Below are 25,660 nucleotides of genomic sequence, written 5' to 3' on the forward strand. Positions count from 1 at the left end.
AAAGCAGGAAGAAAACTTCGCTTGATCTTCTCTGCGCCTCTGCGCCTCTGTTGTCAAAACACACAGGCCGATAATTCCCTCTTCGATACCCCCTCTAACTCCCCCTTGAAGCAAGGGGGAGGATTTTTTTTACGGCCACTGTCCCTAGACGATCATCGGTTCGGGAATGGGTATTATAAAGCGGCCGCCTTTGCTTTTGAATGCGGAAAGGTTGGCCATGATTTCGTCCTTGAAGTTCCAGGCCAGGATCAAGGCGTAGTCGATGTTTTCCGTCATCAGCGCAGAGTCGGGCAACACCGGAAGATGGCTGCCGGGGGCGAAGCGTCCGATTTTCAGCGGACATTTCTCGGTCAGAAATTCGAGCGCGCCGCCGTCAATTTTGCAATAATTCAGGAGCGTCATCCCCTTGGCCGGGGCGCTGACTCCGGCAATCCGCTTGCCTTCGCGTTTGAGCGACATCAGAAGATGGTTCAGTTTGTCGCGGTGCTTTCGCACCTTTTCGGCGAAGGCCGCGAGATTGGCGACGGCATGAATCTCCCGTTTCTGCTCCATATCCAGAAGGGCGCGCACCGTATCCGTGACTTTTCGTTGACCGGGGCGGGAAATAAATATTCTGATCGAACCGCCGTGAATGTCCGTCTGCGTAACGTCGAACGCCTCCATGCCGCATCTGCGTAAAAAGGGGACTATCGGCGTCAAGGACAGGTAAGAAAGATGTTCGTGATAGATGGTGTCGTATTCCAGTTTGTCTATCAGGTGCATCAGATAAGGGGCTTCGACGATGAAAACGCCGTCCGCGTCCAGAAGACCGTCAATCGCCGTCAAAAAAGTCTTCAGGTCGTCAACGTGGGCAAAAACATTGCTGCCGGTAATGACCTTGGCCTTGCCATGTTCGGCCACTACTCTTTCGGCGACCGCCGGTGAAAAAAATTCACTGATTGTCGGAATGCCGTTCTCACGCGCTATTGTAGCTATGTTGCCGGCGGGTTCGATGCCCACAATCCGCATCCCGCAGCGTTTGAAGCCGTCAAGCAGGACGCCGACATTGCTGCCGATATCGACGGCCAGGGAATTGGCGGGAAAGGCGAAGGCCTCGGTCACGCCGGCGGCAAAAGCGTGGAAATGTTTTCTGCCGGCGGCGGTGATCGACGACATATAAGGATAGTCGTTGCCGTAAAGTATCCCGGCATCGACCACATGGTCGAGTTGAACGAACATGCAATGATCGCAGCGCACGACGCGAAGCGGGTAGTGAACCTCGGGTTCATGCAAACGCTCGGGCTTGAGGAAGTCATCGGCAAGGGGAGTGAAGCCGAGATCGAGAAATCCGGTCAGGCTTTCAGACCCGCATAAACGGCATGTCCGCATGATGCTCCTCGTCTTTGAGAGAATATCCACGCCATGACCATAAAGCAGTTGCCGATGAAACGGAACATGCCGAATGAGAACTTTCAGGCGGAATTTTGTCGTAACGTTTCCAGCACGAATACGCGAATGGCGCCGGACAGGTTGCCGGCGCGGTCGTTGTCAATGGCGGCGATCAGGCGGTTAAGGGAAAGGTTGCGCGCCTTGGCGATTCGTTTCAATTCCTCCCAGAAGGCGTTCTCCAGGGAGACGCTGGTGGCGTGTCCGGCGATCAGCACCGAGCGCTTGCACAGGCGGGCGGGGGCAGGCGACGCCATTATCTCTTTTCATATCCGACGGGGACGAGGTACAGCGGCGCTTCATCTTCGCCCAGGCGCAAGGTCCGTTTCAACCCGTCATCCCGGAAAGCGCCGACAGGCACGGCGCCGAGGCCCAGCGCAACGGCCTGTAGCAAAACGTTCTGAGCGGCGTGGCCGGATTCCTGCGTGATATAGCGGTCGCTGCGAACGCCGTACTTGGGAGTCATTCTGGAGGCGACGCCGGTGAACGCCAGGATGACGGAGGCCTCGGCGATCCATTCCTGGGCAAGGGCGTCGGCGGCGATCTTGCCCCTGAAATCGCCGGCGGCGGAAAGGCTCAAGCTATGACTTTTGGGGTCGTAACGATAGGCTCCGGCCTTGATCCCTTCGACGTTTCCGGCGATCAGATGAACCTCCAGCGGGTACAACGCTCCCGCCGAGGGCGCGGGGCGGCGCTCTTCCTTGTGAGTGATACCCTGCGCCGCCCATAGCAATTGCGATATCTGGCTTACGGCGAGGGGCTTGTCGGTATAATCGCGCACCGAGCGCCGATTCGCCAATGCCGCCTCCACGGTCATAACGCCGTCACGGTCGGGCGGGGGGAGTTTAATGGTTGGGTTTTGCAAGAGTGTCTAACAGCCGTTTAGCATGAGGAGAAGCCTTCCGCACCTTTGCCGGATCGATCAAGGCAAGAAGTTCAAATGAATACTCTCCCTTGCTGTATTTGCCTTTATTCTTGGAATTGCGGGTTGCCTCTTTTAATTTGTCCAAGAGATCAACCTTGGGAATGGTTTCGATTTTCGGCTGCTTGGGGAGCAGATTTTCATTGAACCCCTGCCCGAAGTATTTTTTGACGCAGTCTTTGTCCGCCATGAACCAAGCCTCCATGCATTGCACCATGAGGTGTGCTTGGCCGTCCCCGGCGCCGTTGGGCTTGTCCCACTTATCTCTTTTCTTAAGGTGTTGCCATGGCGAATCGTTGGCGTTGACTTGGGCTTCACTATCGACCAGCAGAATGGGGCAATCATTCTTGTCGGCGGTTTTCAAAGCCGTGCAAAAATCACCATATGCGTTATCGCGGGAGCCGCAGACCATAGTCCGGGGAAGCGGTCCTTTCAAAGCTTTCTTAAAAAATTCACTGAATCCCCTGCGACATTTAGTTTTCAAAGATTTATTATTGTCTCCGCCGCCTTCCACAAAAACCTTGACACCTACCATCTGGTTCCGCCCACCTTTCCATCAAGCCAAAGCTTGCCAAGGGAATATTTATCGAGCCAATCGGCAAGCTCCTCCTTGCCAAGCCGACGCATTTTGGTCGCGCCTTCAATTTTTTCGCAAACAATAACGGCTTCAGGCGTCTCGCTAAGCGCATCGACAAGAATGTCGGAATGGGTCGTGACGAATAGCTGGGTCCGGTGGGAAGCATCGACGAGAAGCTTGGCGATGATTGGAATGATGTCGGGATGTAATCCCAACTCAGGCTCCTCGATACATAAAACCGGGGGCGGTTTCGGGTGGCAAAGTAAAGTCAACAGGCAAAGGTAGCGCAATGTGCCATCGGACAGCCGTGTCGCGGGGATGGGTTGATTCAACCCCTTTTCATGGATGAAAACCTGGACGGTCCCACCATGTATTTTGATCGACAATTTCTCAAAGGAATCGCTGAAATCCCGCAGCTTTTCCATAATGGTTTCCCAGGCATTGGGGTAATTATTTTCGATATTATTGAGAACAAGGCTAAGGTTGCCGGCATCTTCAAGGAGAAAATCTCCCGATAAATCGGTAAGTTGTGGGCGGCGGGGCGGCGTGTCGCGTCCAAGATCCCATTCTTGATAGAGTTTTATTCGTTTATAATGGTCCCCAAGATAAGTGATCTCCGGGTATTGGTCAGGGTCTTTTCTTTGGGAAAGAACAGATTGATTAGGTTCCAGCTCTTCCCTTGAAAGGTTGCGCTGGAGATGTTTATCGTCATTCTTACTTTTAGATTTAACGCTTAGAACTGGCTTACCCCTGCGGTACCGGTAGAAAAAACGGACATCATCAAGTTCTTCTCTTTCCCTGTTTTTATTTTCAATTACTTCGTCAATAAGTTCGAAGCTTTGTCCGGACATGGTGAAAGAAATTCTATGGCGTAACGGCGTGGGCCATTTGGGGTTGCGAACCGTAATGTCGATTTCGGCGATTGGGCATCCCTTTACCCCCTTCCAAAGCCATTCGCTAATACCGCCTCCCGGACTGATAGGTTTCATCAGATCCGTAGGGGCAGCGTTGAGAATGCTGAATGCCTCGATCAGATTTGATTTACCGGAAGCATTCGGACCAATAAAAACATTAAGAGATTTAATCTCAATTTCATCAGTCGAATTGCCGAAGGAAAGGAAATTCCTCAGCCTCATGGACTGAATAAAAGGATTGTTTCCCAATTTACTCATATGGATACGCTCCGGCGCGATTGGCAGTTTTTCAATTCATGCTTCCAATGTATTTTGTAATGTAATCCATAGTAGCCCCTTGAACAAATCGGGGACAGTTTAAATTTATCGTGGAAATTATTGTCAACATTCTCCAAGATATTCCTCCAGTTCTCTCAAGCCCTCCGGCGAGCCGATTTCGTAGAAGCGGTCGTAGACCTCGTATCCCAGCAGACGGCCTTTTACGCTCAGGCGATGAAAAACATTCGCCAGATCGGCCCATTCGCCCTGAGCGACCTGCTCGATGATCACTTCCCGGTTCACAACCGACAGCCCGTAGTCGATATGGCGCATGCCGATGGCGGCTTCGTCTTCGCGGCCTTTTTCATAAAGCTCCACCTGTCCGTCCCTGAAGATGACGTTGCTTCTGTCCCAGCGCCCGTCGTTGCGAAATACGGTCATCGTCGGCTGGGACTTGCCCTTTGCCGCCTCCCATAACGCAGGCAATTTTATGAGCGGATATGAATCGCCGTAGAGGACCATGAACTCATCGTCCATCACTCCTTCGTCAACGGCGAAACGGATGGCCCCGGCGGTTCCCCGCAGACGCTTGCCTTCATCGACCCAGGCGACCTCCAGCCCCCAGCGCCCGCCGTCGCCGACGAAGTCGCGGATCATGTCGCCCAGATAGCCGACGGCAAAGACCGCCTTTCTCACTCCCTGTTGGGCCAGCCTGTCCAGTTGATAGTGGGCGAAGGGGACGCCGTTGACGGGGATCAGCGACTTGGGGAGACGCTCGGTCATCGGTCTCATCCGGGTTCCCGGCCCGCCGGCCAATATCAAGCACTGCATGATTTTTTACCCTAATTCCTCAGCAGCACCACCGAGCCGTCAAAATCGAACGAGAAATCCATTTCCTGCAACCCTTTTTCATTCATCGCCCGGCGTAAAGCCGAACGGTCGCGGGTATAGAACAGCATGAAGCCGCCGCCGCCGGCGCCGACCAGCTTGCCGCCGAGCGCTCCATGGCGGCGGGCGAAGTCGTAAAGATCGTTGATCTCGCCGCTGGAAATGCCGGGCGAGCGGACCTTCTTGTGAAGCCAGTGTTCGTGCATCAGATCGGCGAAGGCCATGGTGTCGCCTTTTTCCAATGCGTCCTTGATTTTCAGCCCGAGATTTTTGATGAAATGGAGATTCTCCAGCATTTCGGCGTCGCCTTTTTCGGATCGTGATTGCTGATCCTTGAGAACCTCGGCGGCGGAACGGCTGTAGCCGGTAAAGAACATCATCAGGCATTCGTCAAGATCACGGATTGTCTCGTCGCTGATCGCCAGTCCGGTCATCTTGACCGTGCCGTCCTGATGGTAGTCCTGGCACATCAGGCCGCCGTAAGCGGCGATATACTGGTCCTGCTTGCCGCAAGGCTCGCCCAGATTTTTTGTTTCGATCTCGTAGGCCTCATTGGCCAGTCCCTTGATGCTTACCGGCCGGCGCTTGTAGGCGTAGAGGGCGTGAAGAAGGCCGACGGTGAAGCTCCCCGATGAGCCGAGTCCGGTCCCCGCCGGCACATCGGCGATGCTGACGATCTCGATGCTGGGGGCCACCTTCAGTAAACTCAGCACTTCGCGAATCAGATCGTGCTTGATGTCCGCCAATTCCTCCACATGCTCGGTCTTGGCGTATTTAAGCAGGTAGCCGGAGCGGAACGAGCGGTTGGCGGTGATGTAAACGTACTTGTTAATGGCCGCCGAGATTACGAACCCGCCGAACTTTTCATAATAAGACGGCAGGTCGGTGCCGCCGCCGCCGATGGATATCCGTAAAGGGGTTCGGGTGATGATCATCAGAATTTACAGCCGATAGCCTGCCGCCAGGGCGTCATGGTGGAACATGCGGACGGTTTCCAGCGAGAACTCGTTTAAATCCTTGCCGAACAGGGCCGTTTTTTTCAGCAGGTCATAGGTGACGGTAATGATATGGCAGCCGATGTCGCCGGCCTGCACGATATTGAACACCTCACGCGGGCTGGCCCACACCAGCTCCAGTTGGCGATAAGGGGCCATGATCCTCAGCGCCTCCGTCATTATCGGCAGCGGGTCAACGCCGCTGTCGGCAATGCGTCCGGCAAACAAGGATATGTAGCAGGACGGCGAATCGCCCAGAACCGCTACTGTCTCTTCTACCTGACGGGCGGTCATCAGGGCGGTGACGTTGATCTTTACTCCCTCGCCGGCCAGTCGCCTGATCAACGGGACGCAGCTTTCTCCCTTGGTGTTGGTAATCGGAATTTTGATGTACAGATTATCGCCCCAGCCGTTGATTTTAAGCGCCTGGGCGGCCATTCCCTCGGCATCGTCGGCGAATACCTCAAACGAGATAGGCCGATCCGGGATGGCCGCCACCGCCTCTTTGGCGAAGGCCTCATAATCGGGAACGCCGGCCCTGCGCATCAACGTCGGGTTCGTCGTAAACCCCTTGATCAAGGGGTTGGCGTACAACGCAACCATATCTTCGATGATGGCGCCGTCGGCGAATATCTTGACCTTCAGGTTTTCGGACTTGATCATCGGCGGCCTCGGCTCCCCCTCATGTAACGGCGCATTAACACCCTAAAGGCGACCGGAGCGGATGTCAGCGATTATCGACATCATGGATCGGCGCAACGCTTCGCCGGACAGGTAGCGGCATTGCCACCCCAGGGAGCGAATTCGTTTTGTATCAAGGCGCACCACAGGCACGTCTCCCTTCCATCCGCGCTCGCCGCCGGAATACTTTAAGATAACTTCATCGGCGGCAAGCCCCACGCATTTTATGGCGATACCGGCAATTTCACGCACGGTGATGTAGTCGCCGGTGGCGACATTAAAAGCGTTATAGGGACCGGCGCAACGGGCGTCGGCGTGAAGGACCGCCTCGACCACATCATCAATGTGAATGTAGGATTTGCTCTGCTGTCCGTCGCCCATAATAGAAAGGCTGCCCGGATCGGCCAGCAGGGCGCGGACAAAATCCAGGCCCACCCCGTGGGTCTGGCGCGGCCCCACCACGTTTCCGAAACGGAATACGCGCCCGTAGAGACCGAACATATGGCAATAGGCGGAGATCAGCGCCTCGCCCGCCAGCTTGCTTGCCCCGTAGGTGGAAATGGGGGTCAGGGGACCGTGGTCCTCGCCTATTTCCACCTCGCCGAGATCGCCGTAGACGCCGCTGCCCGACGCATAGAGGATGCGGCGGCAACCGCAAAGGCGCATCGCCTCGACCACGTTGTTGGTCAACAGGGTTCCCTCGTTGAAGTCGATCTGCGGCTCCGTCGCCGCCCTGGCGATGTCGGGGTTCGAGGCAAGGTGGATGACTACGTCATGGCCGCTCATGGCCTGACGTAAATGATCGAGATTTTTGACGTCGGCGCGCACCGCCTTGAAGCGGGGGTCGCCCTGATGATGTTCATGATGCCATTTTCGACCGGAAGAATAATTATCGTAAATTGTCAACGCCTTGACCTGGGGATCGGCGAGCAGGCGGTCGGCGAAATGGCTGCCGATAAACCCGGCGCCGCCGACAATGAAATAGCGGGAGAATTTCACAGGTTCGAGATTCTGATGGCCGCCGGTCCGATGACGACCGAGAACAACACCGGCAGGAAGAAAATGATCATCGGCACGGTCAGCTTCGCCGGCAGGGAGGCCGCCTTTTTTTCAGCCGTTGACATACGCTCTGTCCGCTTTTCCTCGGAGAGGACGCGAAGGGCGGCGCCGACAGGCGTTCCGTATTGCTCGGACTGGATCAGGGTGGTGGCCAGCGACTTCGCCGCCGGCAATCCGGTGCGCCTGGAGAAATTGCTGAAAGCCTTCCGCCGGTCGCCCAGATAGGCAAGCTCCGCCGTGGTTAATCCCAATTCCTGGGCGAGGATCGGGGACTGTTCCATGATTTCCTCGGTCACCCTGGCAAAGGCGGCTTCAACCGACAGTCCCGCCTCAACGCAGATGACCATTAAATCGAGGGTATCGGGAAAGACTTTGTTCATCGCCGCCTGACGATTCTGCGTACCGTTGGTTACCATAATTTTCGGCAGGCTGAAGCCGACAAAAGCGCCGCCGCCGGCAAAAATCAATTTCATGAAGTCGGGATAGGGGAAAGTCTTCCAACTGTAAATGATAAGGAAATAGGTCAGGCCGAATCCGATGAAGACGCCTAAAATACGGCTGGTATAGTAAACTATCAGCGCCGACTTTCCCCGATAACCGGCCTGCATAAGGGCGTTTCGCATATCTTCGTTATGCAGGTTCATGCCCGCGTAAAGCTTGCTCAAAGCCTCAACATATCCCTTTTTCTTGCCTTTGAGCATTCGTGCGGCGGAGGGCTTGTTGAGGCTGTCAATCTGCTGCTTGCTGAGGTCTCTGCGCTCCCTGTTGATTACCGCGTTGATGCGTTTGGAGCGCTTGGACCCCGTCAGGAACGAAAAGCCGAAGAAAAGCACGGAAATGACGGCGCCGCCGATAAGGAGCCACATGATGATTGTCGGCACATCGAGATTCATTAAAATGCTCTCCTTATATCTCGAAGTTGATCATGCCGCGCATAACGCCGATTCCGCAGCCCATCCAGATGGCGTCGGCGGCAAGTATGTAGTTGCCCTTGGTTTCGGTGAACAGAAGCATCAGATAGTCGGGATTGACTATCGACAGCAGCCCGGCGACGGCAAACGGCAGCGAGCCGATAATCATGGCGGATGCCTTGGCCTCGCTGGAATAGGCCTGGATTTTATCTCTCATCCTCTTGCGCTCGCGCAGAACGCCGGAGAGGCTGGCCAGGGTGTCGGCCAGATTGCCGCCGGTTTGTTTCTGGATTTGGGTGACGATGGCAAAGAATTTGTATTCGGATGTCGGCAATCTGCTGATGCCCCGGCGCAGGATTTCATCAAGGGTCATGCCCAGTCTCTGGCCCTCGACGATCAGCCGGAATTCCTCGCCCAGAGGCTCTTCGAACTCGCGGGCGATGATGTTGAAACATTCGTTGACCGGCAGGCCCGAACGAATGCCGCGAACAATGGTGTCGATGGCGTCGGCGAAATGAGAGGTGAATTTTTTCTTGCGCTTGTTTGACATGTACGACAGAACGAATTTGGGAAGTCCGAAGGCGCCGATCAGAAGCACCGGGAGGGCGCCGAGCGGCGGCTTTCCGCTCATTAAATAGAAAAACGCCGAGAGAACGCCGACACAGGCGCAAATAACCAGATAGGCATGTACGGATATATCCACGCCGGCCTGCAAAAGGTCGTTGTAGACGCCGTCCATGAACCCCTTTTTCTCGGACTTCTGTCCAAGCTGTTTGATCTTGTCCTGGATGCGCTTCTGCCTTCGACTGTCCATCTTCTCGTTTACAACCTGCTGACCGCCTTCAAGAACGCCGATCTGCCTGAGGCGTTTGCGCAGGAGAAGCCTCGGGCGAATAATCATGGTGACGCCTATCCCCGCGCCGCCGAGAAGAAGCATGGCGACCACCGCCCCGATGACGATCAGAATGATGGATTCCTGGGTCATGTCAGAATTGACCCATGTTCAAGGCCTTCGCCAGTTTGCTCTCCAGTCCGAAATAGCGGGCCTTATCCCAGAAATTGGGCCGCATCCCCGTCGGCCGGTGGGTGCCGATCAGCTTTCCCTTTTCGTCCTCGCCCTCGAACTGATACAGGAAAAGGTCCTGTAGGGTAATGACGTCGCCCTCCATGCCGATTATTTCCGTTATGTGGGTGATCTTGCGCGAACCGTCGCGCATACGCGAAGCCTGGATGATGACGTGAACGGCGGCGGCGATCTGTTCGCGCACCGCCTTGGCCGGCAGGTTGTAACCGCCCATGGCGATCATGTTCTCGACGCGGGTTATGGCCTCACGCGGGTTGTTGGCATGGATGGTTCCCATCGAGCCGTCATGGCCGGTGTTCATGGCCTGCAACAGGTCGAAGGCTTCGGGACCGCGCACCTCGCCGACGATAATGCGCTCCGGGCGCATGCGCAGACAGTTCTTGACCAAGTCGCGCATGGTGATTTCACCCGCTCCTTCAAGATTGGGCGGACGGCATTCCAGGCGCACTACATGGGGTTGTTGAAGTTGCAGCTCCGCCGAGTCTTCGCAGGTGATGGTGCGCTCGTTAGGATCAATGAAGCGGGTCATGCAGTTCAGAAGGGTCGTCTTGCCGGAGCCTGTGCCGCCTGAAATCAGGATGTTGATGCGCGAAGCTCCGATGACTTCGAGAACTTTCGCCATTTCCGGAGTGGCGCTGCCGAAGCTTACCAGATTATCAAGGGTCAGCTTGTCTTTCTTGAACTTGCGGATGGTAAGCGCCGCGCCGTCGATGGCCAGCGGCGGCGCGATGACGTTAACGCGGGAGCCGTCCAACAAGCGGGCGTCGCAGATGGGACTGGATTCATCGACGCGCCGTCCGACGGCGGTGACAATGCGCTGGCAGATATTCATCAACTGGGCGTTATCGCGGAACTTGATATCGGTAAGTTGTATCTTGCCCTTGGTTTCGATGTAGACCTTGTACGCGCCGTTCACCATGATGTCGGCGATATCGTCACGCATGATAAGCGGCTCCAGAGGGCCGAGGCCCAGGACATCGTTGCAGATATCGACGATCACCTGCTGCTGTTCCTGCATTGTAAGAATCAGGCCGCGCATGGAAATGATCTCGGCCACCATGTCGGTGATTTCCTCGCGCACCTCGTCCGGCTTCAGTTTGCTGATCTCGGCGAGATCGACGGCTTCGAGCAGGTCGTTGAAAACGGCGACCTTGATCTCGGCCAGTTTCTCCGACATCGCCGCCTGTTGGCCGGAGGCTATAGGGGGAGGGACGGCGGGAGGGGCGGCGGACTTCGGCGCTTCCTTTCCCGGTTTGAATCTGGACGGTTTCTCGGCGTCGGATTCCGGCGTGGGAGCGGTTGCGGCCTTGGCTTCGGGGGACGGCGTCGAAACTGAAGGCGGCGGCGCGGAAGCGCTATCCTTCCGTGATGAAGGATCAGGCGTTCTTACCGTCGCTTCCTGCTGACTTCCCCGTTTTCCAAATGCCATTACTTCTTCTTTTTATCTTTTTTGTCTTTCTTGTCTTTCTTGAACAGTCCGCCGAGACCGCTTTTCTTTTTGTCTCCCTCTTCGTCCGCTTCGCGGGCGCTTATCAATTTGGCGAGCTTGATAATCGCCTCGGTGGCCTTGCTTTTGGCGCTGGCCTTGGACATCATCTCGCCGTTGTTCACCGCTCTGCCGAAGGCTTCGGGATCATACGGTATTGACAGGGACGGGTTCATGGCCAGGGCTTCCTTGAAGTCCTTGTCGGATAAATCAGCTCTCTTGGCGGCGCCTACCTGATTCAGGATCAGTCTGATCGGCGCGTCGGCGCCGCGCTTCGGGCTGATAAATTCCAGCATATTTTTCGCATTTCTCAAATTGCCCAGATCGGGACGGGCCATCAAGACAAGATCATCAACGCCGGAAAGAACGTCGATAACCCATGCGTCCCAGACATGAGGCATATCAAGAATTACAAAATCAGCCATCATCCCGGCGTATTTTATGATTGCGTTGACGGAATCGACGGTTATCTGCACTCCGCTTGACAGCGAGGCCGGCGAGGCGAGAACCGTCAGCTTGTTGGCGTACTCCATGAGAAATTGTTCAAGAAAGGACTCGTCCAGACGCGCCGCCTGCCCCAGAACATCAATGATGGTCTGGCGGGGCTGGAAATTATAAACAAGGGCGGCGGTGCCGAAGGCGATATCCAGGTCGATAACAATCACATCCTGCTCGTAGGCCTGAACCAATTCATAGGCGACATTATGGGAAATGACGGAACTGCCGACGCCGCCGGTTACGCCCATAAAGCCGATCAGGCGGCCGCTTTTCTTGACATCATCGTCCTTAAAGATGTTCTCGATCGCGTTCCTTAGCTGCCCGGCGTCCACCGGGGCGATGAGGTAATCGCGAATGCCCTCGACGATCAGCTCCCGATAGAGCCTGATGTCGTTTTGCACCCCGATCAAAATGACATTGGTATCGGGGGCGCAGACCTCCGCCAGCTTGTTAAGCTCATCATAAAGTGCGTCGCCCTGGGCCTTTGTCTCGATGATAAGCAGAGCCGGTAACGGATGGTTCGCCAGATGGGATACGGCCGCCGCCACTCCCCCCTCGTGGGTTTCAAAGGAAGAGCGCAGAAAAAGCCTGTCCCCCTTTATCGCCTCGACGGCGTCAACGGTTTCCTTGCTGTAAAGGAAGGCTCCTATGGTGGTTCTTAGTATCACGACAGACCCTGTGTCCTTTTTGCCCGCTTCAATCCTGCTATTTTACCGCCGAAGTAGCCGTTGTCGCCGAATGGACGCCTCCCGTGGCCGTTCCGCCCTGGTGGCCGGTGATGACCCTGTTAATCCTGCTTGCGGAAGTTCCGCTCTCCGGCTTGGCTTTTTTGAGGTCGCCGGGATCGGCGACGGTCAGCCCCAGATTGCGTTGAACCGAACAGCCGAAATTGGAATGGCGGCGGTTCGTCCAGTTATGGGAAGACTCTGAGGTCCAATCCCCGCACTCGGGAACCTTAACCGCGTTCGCCGAGAACGAAAGCATCACATCATCGTCCCCTGAAACACGCGAACTGTTCGTTTTAAGCCTGATCTCTTTGGCCTGAAGGCCTGCGTTCCTCAAGGCCGTTTGCACCCGTTGGATTCTCGCGGCGGCGGCGCTTCCTTCATCATTGCCGGTTTCCAGCACCACCAAACCGTTGCCCCGGTTAACGTAATCGTCAACAAAGCGTCCGATATTATCCATATCCTCGGCGGAGACTTCTTCCTTGCCGAAGGGGACGGAAATCGACATTGAAACGGCCTCCGTCCCGGTGACCAACGGATACGCTTCCCGATAGTCGTTGGCGGGCGGCGTATCGCAGGCCGTCACGGCCGGTAAAAAACCGGCAAGCAATATGAAATGGATTTTTCTTACCGTCATGACGACTTACTCCATGATGTAGCCGAAAGGCCCCTTGAGGGGTTTGGCCCAGATCGGAAGCTCCCCTTTGGCGTATTCCCGGTGCAGCCTGCCGAGAAGATAGAAGTCGATATCGCTGGCAGGCTCGAAGCCGTCGGTCGGCAACGATAATTGCTGGTCACTGCCTGCCGACTTGGCCAGATAGGCCGTCACCGTGATCACCAATTCGGTCTCTTCCCGCTTGAAGTTGTTGCTTCTGAACAGGGCGCCGAGGACCGGAATATCCTTCAGGCCGGGGAAGCCTCTGATGGTGTCCGTTACGTTGTCCTTGAGCAGGCCGGCCATCATGATGAAGCCGCCGCTGGGAAGTTCGACGGTGGTTTTTGCGGTTTTCTCAATTATGCTGGGAACGGTGCTGTTGCCGATGACGTAGTTGGTGCCGAGTTCGCTGATGCTGGTATTGATGTTCAGGCTGATCCGTCCTTCATCGAGAATCACCGGAACGAAATCAAGACCGATGCCGTATTTCTGGTAATTGCAACATATGGCGACGCCCTGGTCGGATACGCCCGACGGGACGGGAATGGAGCCACCGACCAGAAAGGAAGCCGGCTCGCCGGAAACGGCCATCAGCGTCGGCTCGGCCAAGGTCTTCACCAGACCCTGGCTTTCCAGAACCTGGAAGGCGACCGGCGATATTCCGCTGATCTGGCTGTCGATTGTTCCCGAGGCGAAGGCCCCGGTTGCATTGGTAAAGGTGGGGCTTGACTTGAACTTGATCAACTGGCCGATTTTGAGGCCGCCCAGACCGACGGCTTTATCCGTAAGATTCGTGGTGGTGGTCAGTTCTTTCAGGATGGTGCGGGACATCTCGGCGACCCGCACCTGCAAGATCACCTGCTGGCTTCCCTGAACGGACAACATGTTGACCACGTTGATGTCGGCGCCGACGAAGCGGCGGGCGATGCTGACGGCGTTGGTCAGCGATTCAGAGGAGCGCACCTTTCCGGTCAGGAAGGCGCTGTCGCGGTAAACGGAAACCTTGATATTGTCATCGGGCAACAGCTTGGCGAGGGCGGCCTGGATGGTGTCGGAGTCCTGTCCGACCCGCACGTCCATCTGGTGAACAATGCCGCCGTTTTTATCGAGGAAAATAATGTTCGACGTGCCCAACGCCCTGGCGGTTATGAAGGCCTGCCTGTTATTTTTAGCGTCAACGTCGTAACTGACGTTGGCGACCGTTTCATTGCCGACGACTATGTTCTGAAAAGGCGCCGGAAGATTGATGATGCGGGCCATGTTCAAGGACATGTCAAGGACTGCGGGCAGCGCGCCCTCGATCACCGGGACATTCGGCTGAATCGCCGCTGAAATGCCCGGCGGCGGCGCTTCCGCGACGTTCAGGGACGGAGCCGTCGCCCGTCGTTGCGGAACCTGCTGCGCCTCAGCCGTAGAAGCCGGATAAACGGCGAAAGCCAGACAAAAAACGGCGACCGCTTTTCTTGTTTTACCGGTTATCATTTTTGCCCTACCACGTTCACGGACCCCGCTCCGCCTAAAAACATTTTTACGGGCTTTTCCTTCGCTGCGGGAGCGGCGACAGGCAAGTTATCGGATTCCGGTTCAGGGGCCTGCGTTATCGGCAACGGCGGTGGCTTTCGCGTTTCAAGAATTTTGATAATGTTGCTGAGGAAAGGACTCACCTCCACATCGGTGGTGTAGGAAGTGGGCGGTCCTTCGTCGGCGCTTCGCTCAAGACTGCGCAGAAACAGCGAAAGATTGCCCATGGATACGGCGGTGGTGACGATTTCCGCCTGCTTGGGGGTAAGCTCAAGGGTCGCCGTTTTGCCGACGGCGGTGGTGCTTTTTTCCACCGCGCCCACCAGGGAGCCTATGGCGATAACGCGGATATTTTTCAATATGACTTCCGTGGCGGTCGACAGGATCAAAAGCGGGGAGGTCAGATCATCCTTGGTGCGCTTTTTTACCTCTTCCCTGATCTTGGAGTGGGTCAAGACTACGTCCACATAATCGCCGGGTAAAATAAAGCCCGATGCTCCCGAGGTCGGCGTCACGTTAACGGACACCGCGCGCATGCCGCTCCCCAACATCCCGGACAGGAATCCGGCAGCCTCGCGTTTGAATATCTTGCCGGGGATTATCGGCTCGCTCTTCATGAAGTTGGCGCGGGCCACGGCGCCGACGAATTCTTTCTTTTTCTCGGCTTCCTGGGTTTCCTGGTCAACGGTGATGAAATCCTTGTTCAAGGCTTCCTCGGCCCATGCCTGCCACCTTAAGTCCTCATTGGTGATGGGCGCGCCGATCTTGATGTCCTTGACCGCGACAAGAACCTTGAAAGATTTCTTCGCCTCCTTCTCAAGTTCCTGGATGTTCTTTTCTCCCGAGAAACGTTTGATGAGATAGGTGCTGACGCCGGCGACGCTTATGGCGAGAACGATTATGCCTACGATGAGTACCCGCATATAAAACCTGATCCCTAACGCTTACCGATCATGACCGGCGGAGAACATGACCGCCTGTTCAATCCTTGTATCAAACTACGCACGTCAAACAAATCTATCATTGATCCGTAAGCATTGCTACCCTGCGAAACGAGAATTGCGTATGAGGATAATGACAAACTTCCGAACCTTTATATAATTAATTCTTCACAGCGGCGTCAGGTAAATAATGACACAGGGAATTGAAGCCAGAAAAAGCAATCGCCGAAGAACATTGTTCGGCGGGCTGTTGTTTGACAAAAGCGACAAGAAGTGGGACTGCAAAATCTCAAACTTTTCCGATACCGGCGCCTTGGTTAAATGCCCTGCGGAATTGAAACTCGGAGACGTTGTTGAAATAAAAATAGTTAAATTCAATGACTTACGCAGCGCCGAGGTGATGTGGGTCAGCAAAGGGACATACGGACTGCGGTTTCTGGTGAAGATAAAAAAAGACCAAAAAGGCATGGCCGAACTTTTCAGGTTGATGGAAGAATAAGCCGTTCGCTTCTCCTGCATTTTTAGCGCCTTACTCCTTTCCCGCAATCTTTCAGCGAGTCGCTGATAAAGCCGATTTGTCCGTTTTGTTACCTGTTTTATACTTTTTTCGCCTGCCGATTCGCTGCGGAGTAACTTTATTGCTTACTGTCGATCTCTCGTTTCTCGTACACGGAATCAATACGCAGCCCGTTCCACGAATAGCAGAGATGCCGCTCCTGTCGGCAGTTCGATAAAAGGCGTGGGCGGAACACGGCTGCGCACACACCGTTATGCCGGCGCACGCTGTCATAGACGATGCCGTCGGAGCCGTCACTGCGCAGCGTTGCCGCGAAATGTTGGCCGGCCGCGTAGTTATCGTTGTGGTAGACGAGCGGAAATTCCGTCCGCCGTCCGCGCAGATCATGCAGGGCTGCCGATAGATCAACAAGATATACCCGCATGTTCAATTTCATGCGGCGTTGGTTCGTGGCGCGCATGAATTGCTCACGATGATGTTTCGTCTCTGCGATGGCGGTATCAAGGTCATTAGCCGCGTAGAATACGCCGAACGTGCCGTCGCTGAAACGACTGCCCTCGGGATTGATGTGCGTGAAGGCGGCCATGATAACGCCGGCGCCGGGACCGCTTGTGCGATCTTCCGGCGGGACCAGTTGAATGTCGCCGGTTTCGTCCCGCAGCCGGGAATTCGTCAGCGATTCGATCTCAAATACGGCGTCAATATCGTTATGGTCCGTCACCCTCTCGAAAGCCCGGATAGGCGGAAACCGACTGGGGATGATTCGCAGGCATGGTTTCCATTCGACCGGGGCGACGGGGATATTCATGCCCAGCCGCCTCTCTGTGCGTCAAGATACTGCCTCACGACAAAAAGGTCGGCGACCTGACCGGACAGCATCCGGTCAAGGGCGGAGCGTCCGGCGAAGATGGGGGCCGCATTAGGACGCTTTACCCATTCATCCGCCGCCACTTCATCGGGCAGGAGAATTTGGAGAGCCTTGTAGATGCCCAGGATGTAGGAGATGCGTTCCAGCGTATCCTTCGGCAGGACCGTGTTTGCATCCTTCTTCCACTTGAAGAATGTCGAGCGGGCGGCGCTTCCGAGAAGGGTCATCTGCTCATTGACCGACAGATTCCAAAGTCGCGCAATGCGGAAAAACGTGCGCAGCGCCGGTCCGGACAAGCTCTTGCGATCAATCACCGGCGCCGAGTGTGCGCGTGAGGTCATAGCGCCGTTTTTCATGTTCAGATTCTCCATATTTGGACTTTGGTAGATTTATAGTCCATTTTTGGATAATAGGCAAGGCGCGTAACCGTTTGGTATAACTTTCAGCGATCAGTGGTCGGAGCGGGGGCATTTTCCGCGCCTCGCATAATCCGCTTGCGGGTGCGCCAGAAACGGATAGCCCTTTGCGCGGATTCCACGGTGATTTTGCTGTAAACATCAAGCAAGGCGTCCCTGTCCTCCTGGGGGCGCGAGCCGTCCAGATTGGTGAGCAACAGCAGATCGGAAAAGGTTGTGCGATCAATGCCGATGGCCTTGCAGACCACGGCCAGGGCTTCCCCGCTGTCATCGAAGGTGATTTTGTGGGTCGTTTGCACATCCATTTTAGCGAGATGGGCTACGCCGGCGACAAACTCGGCGATTCTTCCCTGACGCAGAAGCTGAACAAGGAGTTCGGGGTTAAGCCGGTTCAGTTGCTCCTTCCTGATGATGAATTGTTCGGCGGGGCTTACCTCTATATCGTCCGCCGGCGAGTCGATCTTCAAGCGCGACTCTTCCATCAACTTGTCGATCTCGGCCTCATCAATATCCTTAACGGTTGACAGAATATGTTTGCGCAGGGCCGAGGACACATACAGGAACATTTCATGCTTTAAATCCGCCGGCATGTCGTCACGCATGATCAGCGGTTCATGCAGCGCCTTGTTTTGCGTTGATCTCTCCGTCATTCTCTCCATGGACTTGCGCGACAGCACCGCGCCTTCGTTGCAGGCAAGGGTTTCAAGAACTTTGTCGTTGCCTTTATCGACAAGAAAGTCGGTAACGTCTTCGCTTATGTTTTTTCTGAGCGAGATCGCCACCAGATGTTCCTGGCTGTGGCGTTTGATGATATTGATAAGGTCCGCGTTATGCAGAACGCCGCTTTCGACGAGGATCGGGCGGGCCACTTCGATTTCATCGTTGGCGAGCATGACCAGCAGGCTGCGGGGCGCCCAGTCCGCGCCGGCCATCCGCTCCGCCAGATCCTTGCGCACTTCCATTTCAAGGTCGAAGGCGATCTTGCCGATGATGTCCGAAAAGTAATCGATTTCGCGCCCGCTCAGTCCTTTCGGTTCCTCAAAAAACAGGTCGGCGACATCCCTCAGAAGCTCCCGGCGTTTTTCGCCGGAAGGTTCCTTCGCCAATTGGACAAGGCTTTCCAGATGCTTAACTCTTCCGGGCATATCCCCCCCGCACGGACGCAATATCTTTTATTCAGTTATTAAGAGGAACCACGGACAAGGAACTGAGGGGAACGGACACCCCCGGCACCAGTCCGATAACAGGCGTATATGTATAAGACGCGACGATTGTCATTGTATTAGGAGTCACCGCGTTGTCCAAGGTTGCCGTAAAGGTGACGGCGCCGGAAAATGCCCCGATGACCTTGGACGGTCCCAGCGTGTCCTCCAGATAAGTCTCGGTAACGGTGGAGGGGTTGACCATGGCGTAGCGCCCGGCCTCCTCGACCGCGTACTGCATGGTGTTTTTAATCCATAACACCCGTCCGAGTTCCATAATGATGGCGATCATCAGCAGAAAGACCGGGGCGACCAGGGCGAACTCCACGGCGGTGGCTCCGTTGCGGCATTTCCTTATGGGATTAAAGATCATCATTTGATGCGCACCGTGGCCTCGCCGACAAGGGTAAGCGTCGTCGCGCCGAAAAAGAGCGAATAGTTCTGCGTCGCATTGACCGTCATCAGCGTCGGCTCGGTAGACAAACAGGTAACGGCGCCGCAGGTCGTAGTCGTCAGGTCAACGGGCGGCTCCAGCGCCGTATCCCGGCAATTGCAGGTCAAGGTGACGTCGCCGGCGGTGATGCCGACATCGGAGGCGGCGACGACTGCGGCGATGATTGCCGCCGTGTCGCTGCTGTCGCCCAAGGCGTACTGGGCGCCGGCGCGGGCGGCGCCGCGCAGTTCCATCTTGTTGACCATCGCCAGACCGTAATCGACGATTCCGAAAATCATGATCATCAAAACAGGGGCGATCAGGCCGAACTCGACCGCCGCCGCTCCATTCGTGGATGGGACGGAGCCGACTAACCGCCTCGCCGATGAGGTAAAATTATTCATGGTTCCATCTCGCCGTCATTCCACAAGCTTCACCTCGTCGATAGTGATTACGTTGTCGCCGAACATGGCGCAATCGTTATCCCAGGCGGCGTCGCCGCTGACCGCTGCGGTATAGGCTACGACCTGAATGCAGGTCGAGTCCATGCTGGAGCCGCCGTTGATGATTACATTTCCCGACGGGAAGTAAAGGGCGCCCGTCAAGTCCAAAGTCGTCCCGCCGTTGAAGGTTTGGTCGTTGCTGCCGGCGGTCGGGGTGTCCGGGTCCTGGAAGAACAGGATTCCGGCGTAGGTGTCGCCGTAAACGGCGCTGGTTGTCTGCGCCGTCAGGGTGACCGACGCGCCGCCGTTGATCTGTACGTCCGCGTATTGAGCGCCGGTGCCGGTCATGAAGATGGTGACGCCGTCGCCTGTGACGCTTGCGCCGGCGTTCACCTTGAATTGCCCTTTATAAATAAAGTATTCGCCCGAAGACATGATAACGCCGGTATTCTGGATGGTCAGCCCGTTGCAATAGTTGCCCGGACTTATGACTTGGCCGTCCGAGCCGGTGCTGAAGTTGTTATAGTCGCAGTCGCCCGGAACATAGTCGGCGGGCATGGTGAGGTCGGCATAAGGGTCGCTCGTCGCATGGGCGTTGGTGGCCGGATCGGAGCATGTGGTGTTGATCGACGATCCGCCCACTTCGGAAGTGTCGCCGACGACGGAGATGCACTCGGTGGTCAGATCGCCCGTGCCGCTGGTTTTCAAGGCGGCGGCGTCGCTGGAATTGACGGCCACTGAACATCCGGCGAGATTAACGGTGCTGGAGACGGTCATGGCTGTGCCGGTTGTTTTCAAGGTCAGCACACAGGCCTCGCTTTTTGTCCCAAGGGCGGCTACCGCCCGCGCATTAAGGGTTATGGCGCTGACGCTCATCAGGTAGTCGATGAACATCAGCGGCGAGGAGGCCGTCAGCTCTACCTCTACGGCGCTGCTGTCCGCTGTGTAAGCACCCGAAGTCGGAGGTATAATGTCGGGATCGAATGTCGTCGTCGTAAAGTCGTCGCCGTCCCAGTTGCGGTTTGCCTCGCGCTCGGCGTCATCATAAGCCTCGGCTTCAGTACTGCCGTCCCATATCGTATAGGCGGCGGCGATGGCGGCGGCATCCGCCGCGCTTTGCAGGCCGCGTCTGGACTGGAACCAGAATCCGACCTCGACCGCCAGACCGATGGCGCCGAGAAGAATGGGGAGCATCAGGGCGAACATGACAATGATGACGCCGCTTTTGTCTTGCGCCAATTCCTTTAATTTTTTCATTGTGCCTCCGGCGCCATGACGATCAAAATCAACCCATATTATATGTCAGCCGGGAGTTGATTGACAGTGACCGGCATCACGAAGTCGTGAAAATTTATTAAGGCTCCGGAAATACTGTTGAGGTAAGGTGCGGTTATGGATTTTGAAAAATATACCGAACGCTCTCGCGGCTTTATCCAGTCGGCGCAGACGGCGGCGATGCGGATGTCTCATCAGCAGTTGACGCCCCTTCACCTGTTGAAGGTGCTGCTGGATGACAAGGACGGCATGGCCGCCAATCTGATCGCGGCGTCCGGCGGCAAGCACGCCAAGGCGCTCAAGTCGTGCGAGGCGGCGCTTGACAAGCTGCCCAAGGTCGAAGGCCCCGGCGCCGGGCAGGTTCATCTGGCCCCGGAAACCGCCAGACTGTTCGATCAGGCCGAGCAGATCGCCGCCAAGGCCGGGGATTCATTCGTTGCCGCCGAGACACTGCTGCTGGCCCTGGCGCTGGCCGCCGGCACCCCGGCGGCGAAGGCGCTGGCCGACGGCGGAGTCACGGCGCACAAGCTGAATCGGGCCATTGAGGATATGCGCAAGGGCCGCAAGGCGACCGGCGCCGGCGCCGAGGACTCTTACGATGCGCTGAAGAAATTTGCCCGCGATCTCACCGCCGCCGCCGCCGAGGGCAAGATTGATCCGGTCATCGGGCGCGACGAGGAAATCCGCCGCACGATCCAGGTGTTGAGCCGCCGCACCAAAAATAACCCGGTGCTTATCGGCGAACCGGGCGTCGGCAAGACCGCCATCGTCGAAGGTCTGGCCATTCGCATCGTCAACGGCGACGTTCCCGAGAACCTCAAGAACAAGAAATTGATGGTGCTCGACCTCGGCGCTCTGGTCGCCGGCGCCAAGTTTCGCGGCGAATTCGAGGAGCGGCTGAAGGCCGTTTTAAGCGAAGTAACCGCCGCCGAGGGCGAGATCGTGCTGTTTATCGACGAGATGCACACCCTGGTCGGCGCCGGCGCCGCCGAAGGAAGCATGGACGCCTCCAACCTGCTGAAACCGGCTCTGGCTCGCGGCGATCTGCACTGCGTCAGCGCCACCACCCTGAACGAGTATCGCAAATATGTCGAGAAAGACGCCGCGCTGGCCCGGCGCTTCCAGCCCGTCTTCGTCAGCGAGCCGACGGTAGAAGACACCATCTCCATCCTGCGCGGCATCAAGGAGCGTTATGAGATGCACCACGGCGTGCGGATATCCGATGACGCGCTGGTGTCGGCGGCGACCCTGTCCAACCGCTATATCGCGGATCGTTTCCTGCCCGACAAGGCCATCGATCTGGTTGACGAGGCGGGGAGCCGGTTACGCATGGAAATAGACTCCAAGCCCGAGGAGGTGGACGAACTGGATCGCCGCATCGTCCAGTTGAAGATTGAGCGCGAGGCTCTGAGAAAGGAAAGCGACAGCGCCTCCAGGGACCGCCTGAAAAAGCTGGAGAAGGAACTCAAGGAACTGGAAGCGGAGTCGGCGACGCTCACCGAACAATGGCAGGCGGAAAAGAACGTGCTGGCCGGCGCCACCAAGCTCAAGGAACGTCTCGATCAGGCCCGCATCGCCCAGGAACAGGCCATGCGCAAGGGCGAGTACGAAAAGGCCGGCGAGTTGCAGTACTCCCTGATTCCCCAACTTGAAGAAAAACTGGCCAAGGCCGAGGCGACTAAAAACAGCGGCATGCTGGAGGAGGCGGTGACCTCGGAACATATCGCTTCCATCGTATCGCGGTGGACCGGCATTCCCGTTGACAAGATGTTGCAGGGCGAGCGGGAAAAATTGCTGGGCATGGAAACCGCGTTGCGCAAGCGCGTCATCGGCCAGGAAGAAGCGTTGCAGGCCGTGGCCGACGCCGTGCGTCGTTCACGCGCCGGATTGCAGGACGCCGGGCGACCTATCGGCTCGTTTTTATTCCTCGGCCCCACCGGCGTCGGCAAGACCGAACTGACCAAGGCGCTGGCCGAATTTCTGTTCGACGACGAATCGTCGATGGTGCGCATCGATATGTCCGAATACATGGAAAAACACGCGGTGGCCCGCCTTATCGGCGCTCCTCCCGGTTATGTCGGCTACGACGAGGGCGGCGCCTTGACCGAGGCGGTGCGGCGGCGGCCCTATCAGGTGATCCTGTTCGACGAGATCGAAAAGGCCCATCCCGATGTCTTTAATGTGTTGTTACAGGTGCTTGATGACGGCCGCATGACCGACGGCCAGGGCCGCACCGTTGATTTTTCCAACACCGTCATCGTGCTTACCGCCAATCTGGGAGGCGACATCCTTGCCGCGCAGGAGGAAGGCCACGATTCAGACGAAATCAAGGATCAGGTGATGGAGGTGGTGCGCGCCGCCTTCCGCCCCGAGTTTCTCAACCGTCTGGACGAAATCATTCTCTTTCACCGCCTGTTCCGAAGCCACATGGACGCCATCGTTGAAATCCAGGTAAAGCGGCTGGAAGGCCTGTTGCAGGATCGCAAGATCGAGATGCGGCTGGACGAATCCGCCAAGGCGTGGCTGGCGGAAAAAGGCTACGATCCGGTTTACGGCGCCCGCCCGTTAAAACGGGTCATCCAGCAGAACCTGCATAACGCTCTCGCCGGCCTGATGCTGGAGGGAAAGGTAAAAGACGGCGATACAATCACCGTCTCGGCGGGAGATGAAGGCCTTACGATTAACGTATAGCGTCGTGAGCGGCCAGCGCCGCCATGTTGATGATGTCGGAAACGGAGGCTCCCATGGGGACGATCTGCGCCGGTTTGGACATCCCCAGCAGCATCGGGCCGATAACGCTGCCGCCGCCCAGCTTCTGCATCAGCATCGAAGAGGTGCCGGAGCTGTGGAGGCCGGGCATGATCAGGACATTGGCCGGTCCCGAAAGACGGCAGAACGGATATATCCGTTTCATCAATTCGTAGTCCAACGCGATATCGACGGTCATCTCGCCGTCGTATTCAAAATCAACGGTATGCTTGTCCAGAGCCTCGACGGCGTAGCGCATCCGGCGCGACCTGTCCATGTCGGGGTTGCCGAAGTTGGAATACGAAATCATCGCCACTCTAGGCTCGTGGCCCAGCATGCGCGCCACCTTCGCCGACTGAATGGCCGAGGCGACGAACTGCTCGGTCGTCGGCAGTTCGTGAACGGCGGTATCGGCCATGAACACCGTGCTGCCGCGCGCAATCAGGATCGAAAGGCCGAAGGCGTGAGAGTCCGGCGCCGGGCCGACGGCGCGGGTAATTTCGTCCAGGGAGACATGATAGTTGCGGGTCAATCCGGTAACCATGGCGTCGGCGTCGCCGGCGGCGACCATGCAGGCGGCAAAGGTGTTGCGATCCTGGTTGACCATGCGTTTGCAATCACGGAATAAAAATCCTCGCCGCTGGAGACGTTGGTACAGGTAGTCCATGTAACGCTTGGTGGCGGTGCTGATTTTGGCGTTATGGATTTCCGGCGCCTCATCCATGGGCAGGCCCAGGGCCTCAATGATTTTCCTGATGATGGTCTCGCGCCCGATGAGAACCGCCGAGCCGTAGCCGGCGTTACGAAATCCGTAGGCGGCGCGGATGCTTTTTTCTTCTTCGCCCTCGGCAAAGACGACGCGGCGGGGGTTCTTGCGCACCTGTTCAAAAATGCCGTGCAGACTGCCCGCCGTCGGGTCAAGACGCGCCCGGAGCTTGTGGCGATAGTCCTCCATGTCGGCAATCGGCTTGCGGGCGACGCCGGAATCCATGGCCGCTTTGGCCACGGCCATAGGCACCGCCGTCATCAGGCGCGGATCAAACGGGGCCGGGATAATGTATTGCGGCCCGTATACCATGTGCTTGCCGGAATAGGCGGCGTCAACCTCGTCGGGGACATCTTCACGCGCCAGGGCGGCGATGGCCTGGGCGGCGGCGATTTTCATTTCTTCATTGATGGTGGAGGCGCGGACATCCAGCGCCCCACGGAAGATATAAGGAAAGCCGAGCACGTTATTAATCTGATTCGGATAATCCGATCTTCCGGTAGCGGCGATGGCGTCGGAACGAACCGCCCTGATTTCATCGGGAGTAATCTCCGGGTCGGGATTGGCCATGGCGAAGATGATCGGCGCCGCCGCCATTGATTTCACCATTTCCCGGGTAACGGCGCCCTTGACCGAAAGGCCCAGGAAGACATCGGCGCCGACCATCGCTTCCGCCAGGGTGCGGGCTTTGGTATCCACGGCGTGGGCCGATTTCCACTGGTTCATGCCGTCCGTGCGGCCTTTGTAGATGACGCCCTTGGAATCGCACATCGTCACGTTCTTATGGGGAACCCCCAGGCTTTTTATCAATTCCACGCAGGCGACGGCGGCGGCGCCGGCGCCGTTGCAGACCAGCCGCATATCCTTGGCGGAACGACCGGTGAGATCGAGCGCGTTGATGATTCCGGCGGCGGCGATGATGGCTGTTCCGTGCTGGTCGTCATGGAAGACGGGAATGTCCATGACCTCTCGCAGTTTTTGTTCGATGATGAAACAGTCCGGCGCCTTGATATCTTCAAGGTTGATGCCGCCGTAGGTCTTGCCGAGGAAGCGCACGCAGTTGATGAACTCATCGACATTTTCGGTATCGACTTCCACGTCAATGCCGTCAACGTCGGCGAACCGCTTGAAAAGAACCGCCTTGCCCTCCATCACCGGCTTGGAAGCCAGCGCCCCCAGGTTGCCGAGGCCGAGGACCGCCGTGCCGTTGGTGATGACCGCCACCAGATTGCCTTTGGCGGTGTAGTCGTAGGCGGCGTCCGCATCCTTGTGGATGGCCAGACACGGCGCGGCGACGCCCGGCGAATAGGCCAGCGACAGGTCGCGCTGGGTGGTCAACGGCTTGGTGGCGCGAATCTCGATCTTTCCCGGACGCCCGCCGGCGTGCATGGCCAAAGCCTCCTGGTCGGTAACGTGATTGGATATCTTGACCATGACCGACCCTTTCCCGGA

At 56.9% G+C, this 25,660-nt stretch carries 25 protein-coding genes; 2 read left to right on the top strand and 23 right to left on the bottom strand.

The features are described from left to right. Positions 1 to 144 precede the first annotated feature (144 nt). The 16 genes from A3H92_03700 to A3H92_03775 all read right to left on the bottom strand — a co-directional run bounded on the left by A3H92_03700 (position 145) and on the right by A3H92_03775 (position 15,522). Positions 145 to 1,368 (bottom strand): methyltransferase, encoded by a 1,224-nt coding sequence (locus tag A3H92_03700; protein OHC73441.1) that lies wholly within the window; start codon positions 1,366 to 1,368, stop codon positions 145 to 147. A gap of 83 nt (positions 1,369 to 1,451) precedes the next feature. Next, complete coding sequence (locus tag A3H92_03705) at positions 1,452 to 1,682, bottom strand: aryl-sulfate sulfotransferase (GenBank protein ID OHC73404.1); 231 nt, start codon at positions 1,680 to 1,682, stop codon at positions 1,452 to 1,454. Beyond that, positions 1,682 to 2,242, bottom strand: coding sequence for a hypothetical protein (locus A3H92_03710; GenBank protein OHC73405.1), 561 nt, complete (start codon positions 2,240 to 2,242; stop codon positions 1,682 to 1,684). Before A3H92_03710 ends, A3H92_03705 begins: the two co-directional genes overlap by 1 nt. A 28-nt stretch (positions 2,243 to 2,270) precedes the next feature. After that, on the bottom strand, positions 2,271 to 2,882 hold the full coding sequence (locus A3H92_03715) for a hypothetical protein (protein OHC73406.1): 612 nt from the start codon (positions 2,880 to 2,882) through the stop codon (positions 2,271 to 2,273). After that, the gene (locus A3H92_03720; GenBank protein ID OHC73407.1) at positions 2,876 to 4,096 is read right to left on the bottom strand and encodes a chromosome segregation protein SMC; all 1,221 of its coding nucleotides are present in this window, start codon (positions 4,094 to 4,096) and stop codon (positions 2,876 to 2,878) included. The genes A3H92_03715 and A3H92_03720 overlap by 7 nt, the downstream gene beginning before the upstream one ends. Before the next feature lie 123 nt (positions 4,097 to 4,219). After that, entirely contained in the window at positions 4,220 to 4,927 is a 708-nt protein-coding gene (locus tag A3H92_03725) for a hypothetical protein (protein OHC73408.1), read from the bottom strand. Positions 4,928 to 4,938: 11 nt separating this feature from the next. Further along, positions 4,939 to 5,919, bottom strand: a complete 981-nt coding sequence (locus tag A3H92_03730) for a galactokinase (GenBank protein OHC73409.1) — start codon at positions 5,917 to 5,919, stop codon at positions 4,939 to 4,941. Between the two features lie 6 nt (positions 5,920 to 5,925). Further along, positions 5,926 to 6,642: a transaldolase gene (locus tag A3H92_03735; protein OHC73410.1), complete on the bottom strand. Its 717-nt coding sequence runs from the start codon at positions 6,640 to 6,642 to the stop codon at positions 5,926 to 5,928. A gap of 42 nt (positions 6,643 to 6,684) precedes the next feature. Beyond that, positions 6,685 to 7,638: an NAD-dependent dehydratase gene (locus A3H92_03740; protein OHC73442.1), complete on the bottom strand. Its 954-nt coding sequence runs from the start codon at positions 7,636 to 7,638 to the stop codon at positions 6,685 to 6,687. 17 nt (positions 7,639 to 7,655) lie between these two features. Continuing rightward, on the bottom strand, positions 7,656 to 8,612 hold the full coding sequence (locus tag A3H92_03745) for a hypothetical protein (protein ID OHC73411.1): 957 nt from the start codon (positions 8,610 to 8,612) through the stop codon (positions 7,656 to 7,658). 13 nt (positions 8,613 to 8,625) lie between these two features. After that, positions 8,626 to 9,615, bottom strand: coding sequence for a hypothetical protein (locus A3H92_03750; protein ID OHC73412.1), 990 nt, complete (start codon positions 9,613 to 9,615; stop codon positions 8,626 to 8,628). Position 9,616: 1 nt separating this feature from the next. Then, positions 9,617 to 11,143, bottom strand: a complete 1,527-nt coding sequence (locus tag A3H92_03755) for a protein kinase (protein OHC73413.1) — start codon at positions 11,141 to 11,143, stop codon at positions 9,617 to 9,619. Further along, entirely contained in the window at positions 11,143 to 12,366 is a 1,224-nt protein-coding gene (locus A3H92_03760) for a hypothetical protein (protein ID OHC73414.1), read from the bottom strand. Before A3H92_03760 ends, A3H92_03755 begins: the two co-directional genes overlap by 1 nt. A gap of 37 nt (positions 12,367 to 12,403) precedes the next feature. Continuing rightward, positions 12,404 to 13,060 carry a hypothetical protein gene (locus A3H92_03765; protein ID OHC73415.1) on the bottom strand — a complete coding sequence of 219 codons (657 nt, stop codon included), beginning with the start codon at positions 13,058 to 13,060 and terminating at the stop codon, positions 12,404 to 12,406. A gap of 6 nt (positions 13,061 to 13,066) precedes the next feature. Next, a complete protein-coding gene (locus tag A3H92_03770) occupies positions 13,067 to 14,560 on the bottom strand; it encodes a hypothetical protein (GenBank protein OHC73416.1) in 1,494 nt (497 codons plus the stop codon). Beyond that, positions 14,557 to 15,522, bottom strand: coding sequence for a Flp pilus assembly protein CpaB (locus A3H92_03775; GenBank protein OHC73417.1), 966 nt, complete (start codon positions 15,520 to 15,522; stop codon positions 14,557 to 14,559). The genes A3H92_03770 and A3H92_03775 overlap by 4 nt, the downstream gene beginning before the upstream one ends. Positions 15,523 to 15,730: 208 nt before the next feature. Here A3H92_03775 and A3H92_03780 point away from each other — a divergent pair, with 208 nt between their 5' ends. After that, the gene (locus A3H92_03780) at positions 15,731 to 16,039 is read left to right on the top strand and encodes a hypothetical protein (GenBank protein OHC73418.1); all 309 of its coding nucleotides are present in this window, start codon (positions 15,731 to 15,733) and stop codon (positions 16,037 to 16,039) included. A gap of 136 nt (positions 16,040 to 16,175) precedes the next feature. Here A3H92_03780 and A3H92_03785 read toward each other — a convergent pair whose 3' ends face one another. From A3H92_03785 to A3H92_03810, 6 genes are all read right to left on the bottom strand, one after another. Next, on the bottom strand, positions 16,176 to 16,865 hold the full coding sequence (locus A3H92_03785) for a hypothetical protein (protein OHC73419.1): 690 nt from the start codon (positions 16,863 to 16,865) through the stop codon (positions 16,176 to 16,178). Next, on the bottom strand, positions 16,862 to 17,266 hold the full coding sequence (locus tag A3H92_03790; GenBank protein ID OHC73443.1) for a DUF2384 domain-containing protein: 405 nt from the start codon (positions 17,264 to 17,266) through the stop codon (positions 16,862 to 16,864). Before A3H92_03790 ends, A3H92_03785 begins: the two co-directional genes overlap by 4 nt. A 101-nt stretch (positions 17,267 to 17,367) precedes the next feature. Then, entirely contained in the window at positions 17,368 to 18,486 is a 1,119-nt protein-coding gene (locus A3H92_03795; GenBank protein OHC73420.1) for a hypothetical protein, read from the bottom strand. A gap of 31 nt (positions 18,487 to 18,517) precedes the next feature. Further along, positions 18,518 to 18,919: a hypothetical protein gene (locus A3H92_03800; protein OHC73421.1), complete on the bottom strand. Its 402-nt coding sequence runs from the start codon at positions 18,917 to 18,919 to the stop codon at positions 18,518 to 18,520. Then, positions 18,916 to 19,380: a hypothetical protein gene (locus tag A3H92_03805; protein ID OHC73422.1), complete on the bottom strand. Its 465-nt coding sequence runs from the start codon at positions 19,378 to 19,380 to the stop codon at positions 18,916 to 18,918. Before A3H92_03805 ends, A3H92_03800 begins: the two co-directional genes overlap by 4 nt. A gap of 15 nt (positions 19,381 to 19,395) precedes the next feature. Beyond that, positions 19,396 to 20,676, bottom strand: coding sequence for a hypothetical protein (locus A3H92_03810; protein ID OHC73423.1), 1,281 nt, complete (start codon positions 20,674 to 20,676; stop codon positions 19,396 to 19,398). 135 nt (positions 20,677 to 20,811) lie between these two features. On the opposite strand from A3H92_03810, the gene A3H92_03815 reads away from it, so the two are divergent. Continuing rightward, on the top strand, positions 20,812 to 23,385 hold the full coding sequence (locus tag A3H92_03815; GenBank protein OHC73424.1) for an ATP-dependent chaperone ClpB: 2,574 nt from the start codon (positions 20,812 to 20,814) through the stop codon (positions 23,383 to 23,385). Here the strand turns inward: A3H92_03815 and A3H92_03820 are convergent. Continuing rightward, the gene (locus A3H92_03820; GenBank protein OHC73425.1) at positions 23,375 to 25,642 is read right to left on the bottom strand and encodes a malic enzyme; all 2,268 of its coding nucleotides are present in this window, start codon (positions 25,640 to 25,642) and stop codon (positions 23,375 to 23,377) included. The genes A3H92_03815 and A3H92_03820 overlap by 11 nt on opposite strands. Between the last annotated feature and the right edge of the window lie 18 nt (positions 25,643 to 25,660).

The sequence above is a fragment of the Rhodospirillales bacterium RIFCSPLOWO2_02_FULL_58_16 genome (assembly GCA_001830425.1).
Lineage (GTDB): Bacteria > Pseudomonadota > Alphaproteobacteria > Rhodospirillales > 2-02-FULL-58-16 > 2-02-FULL-58-16.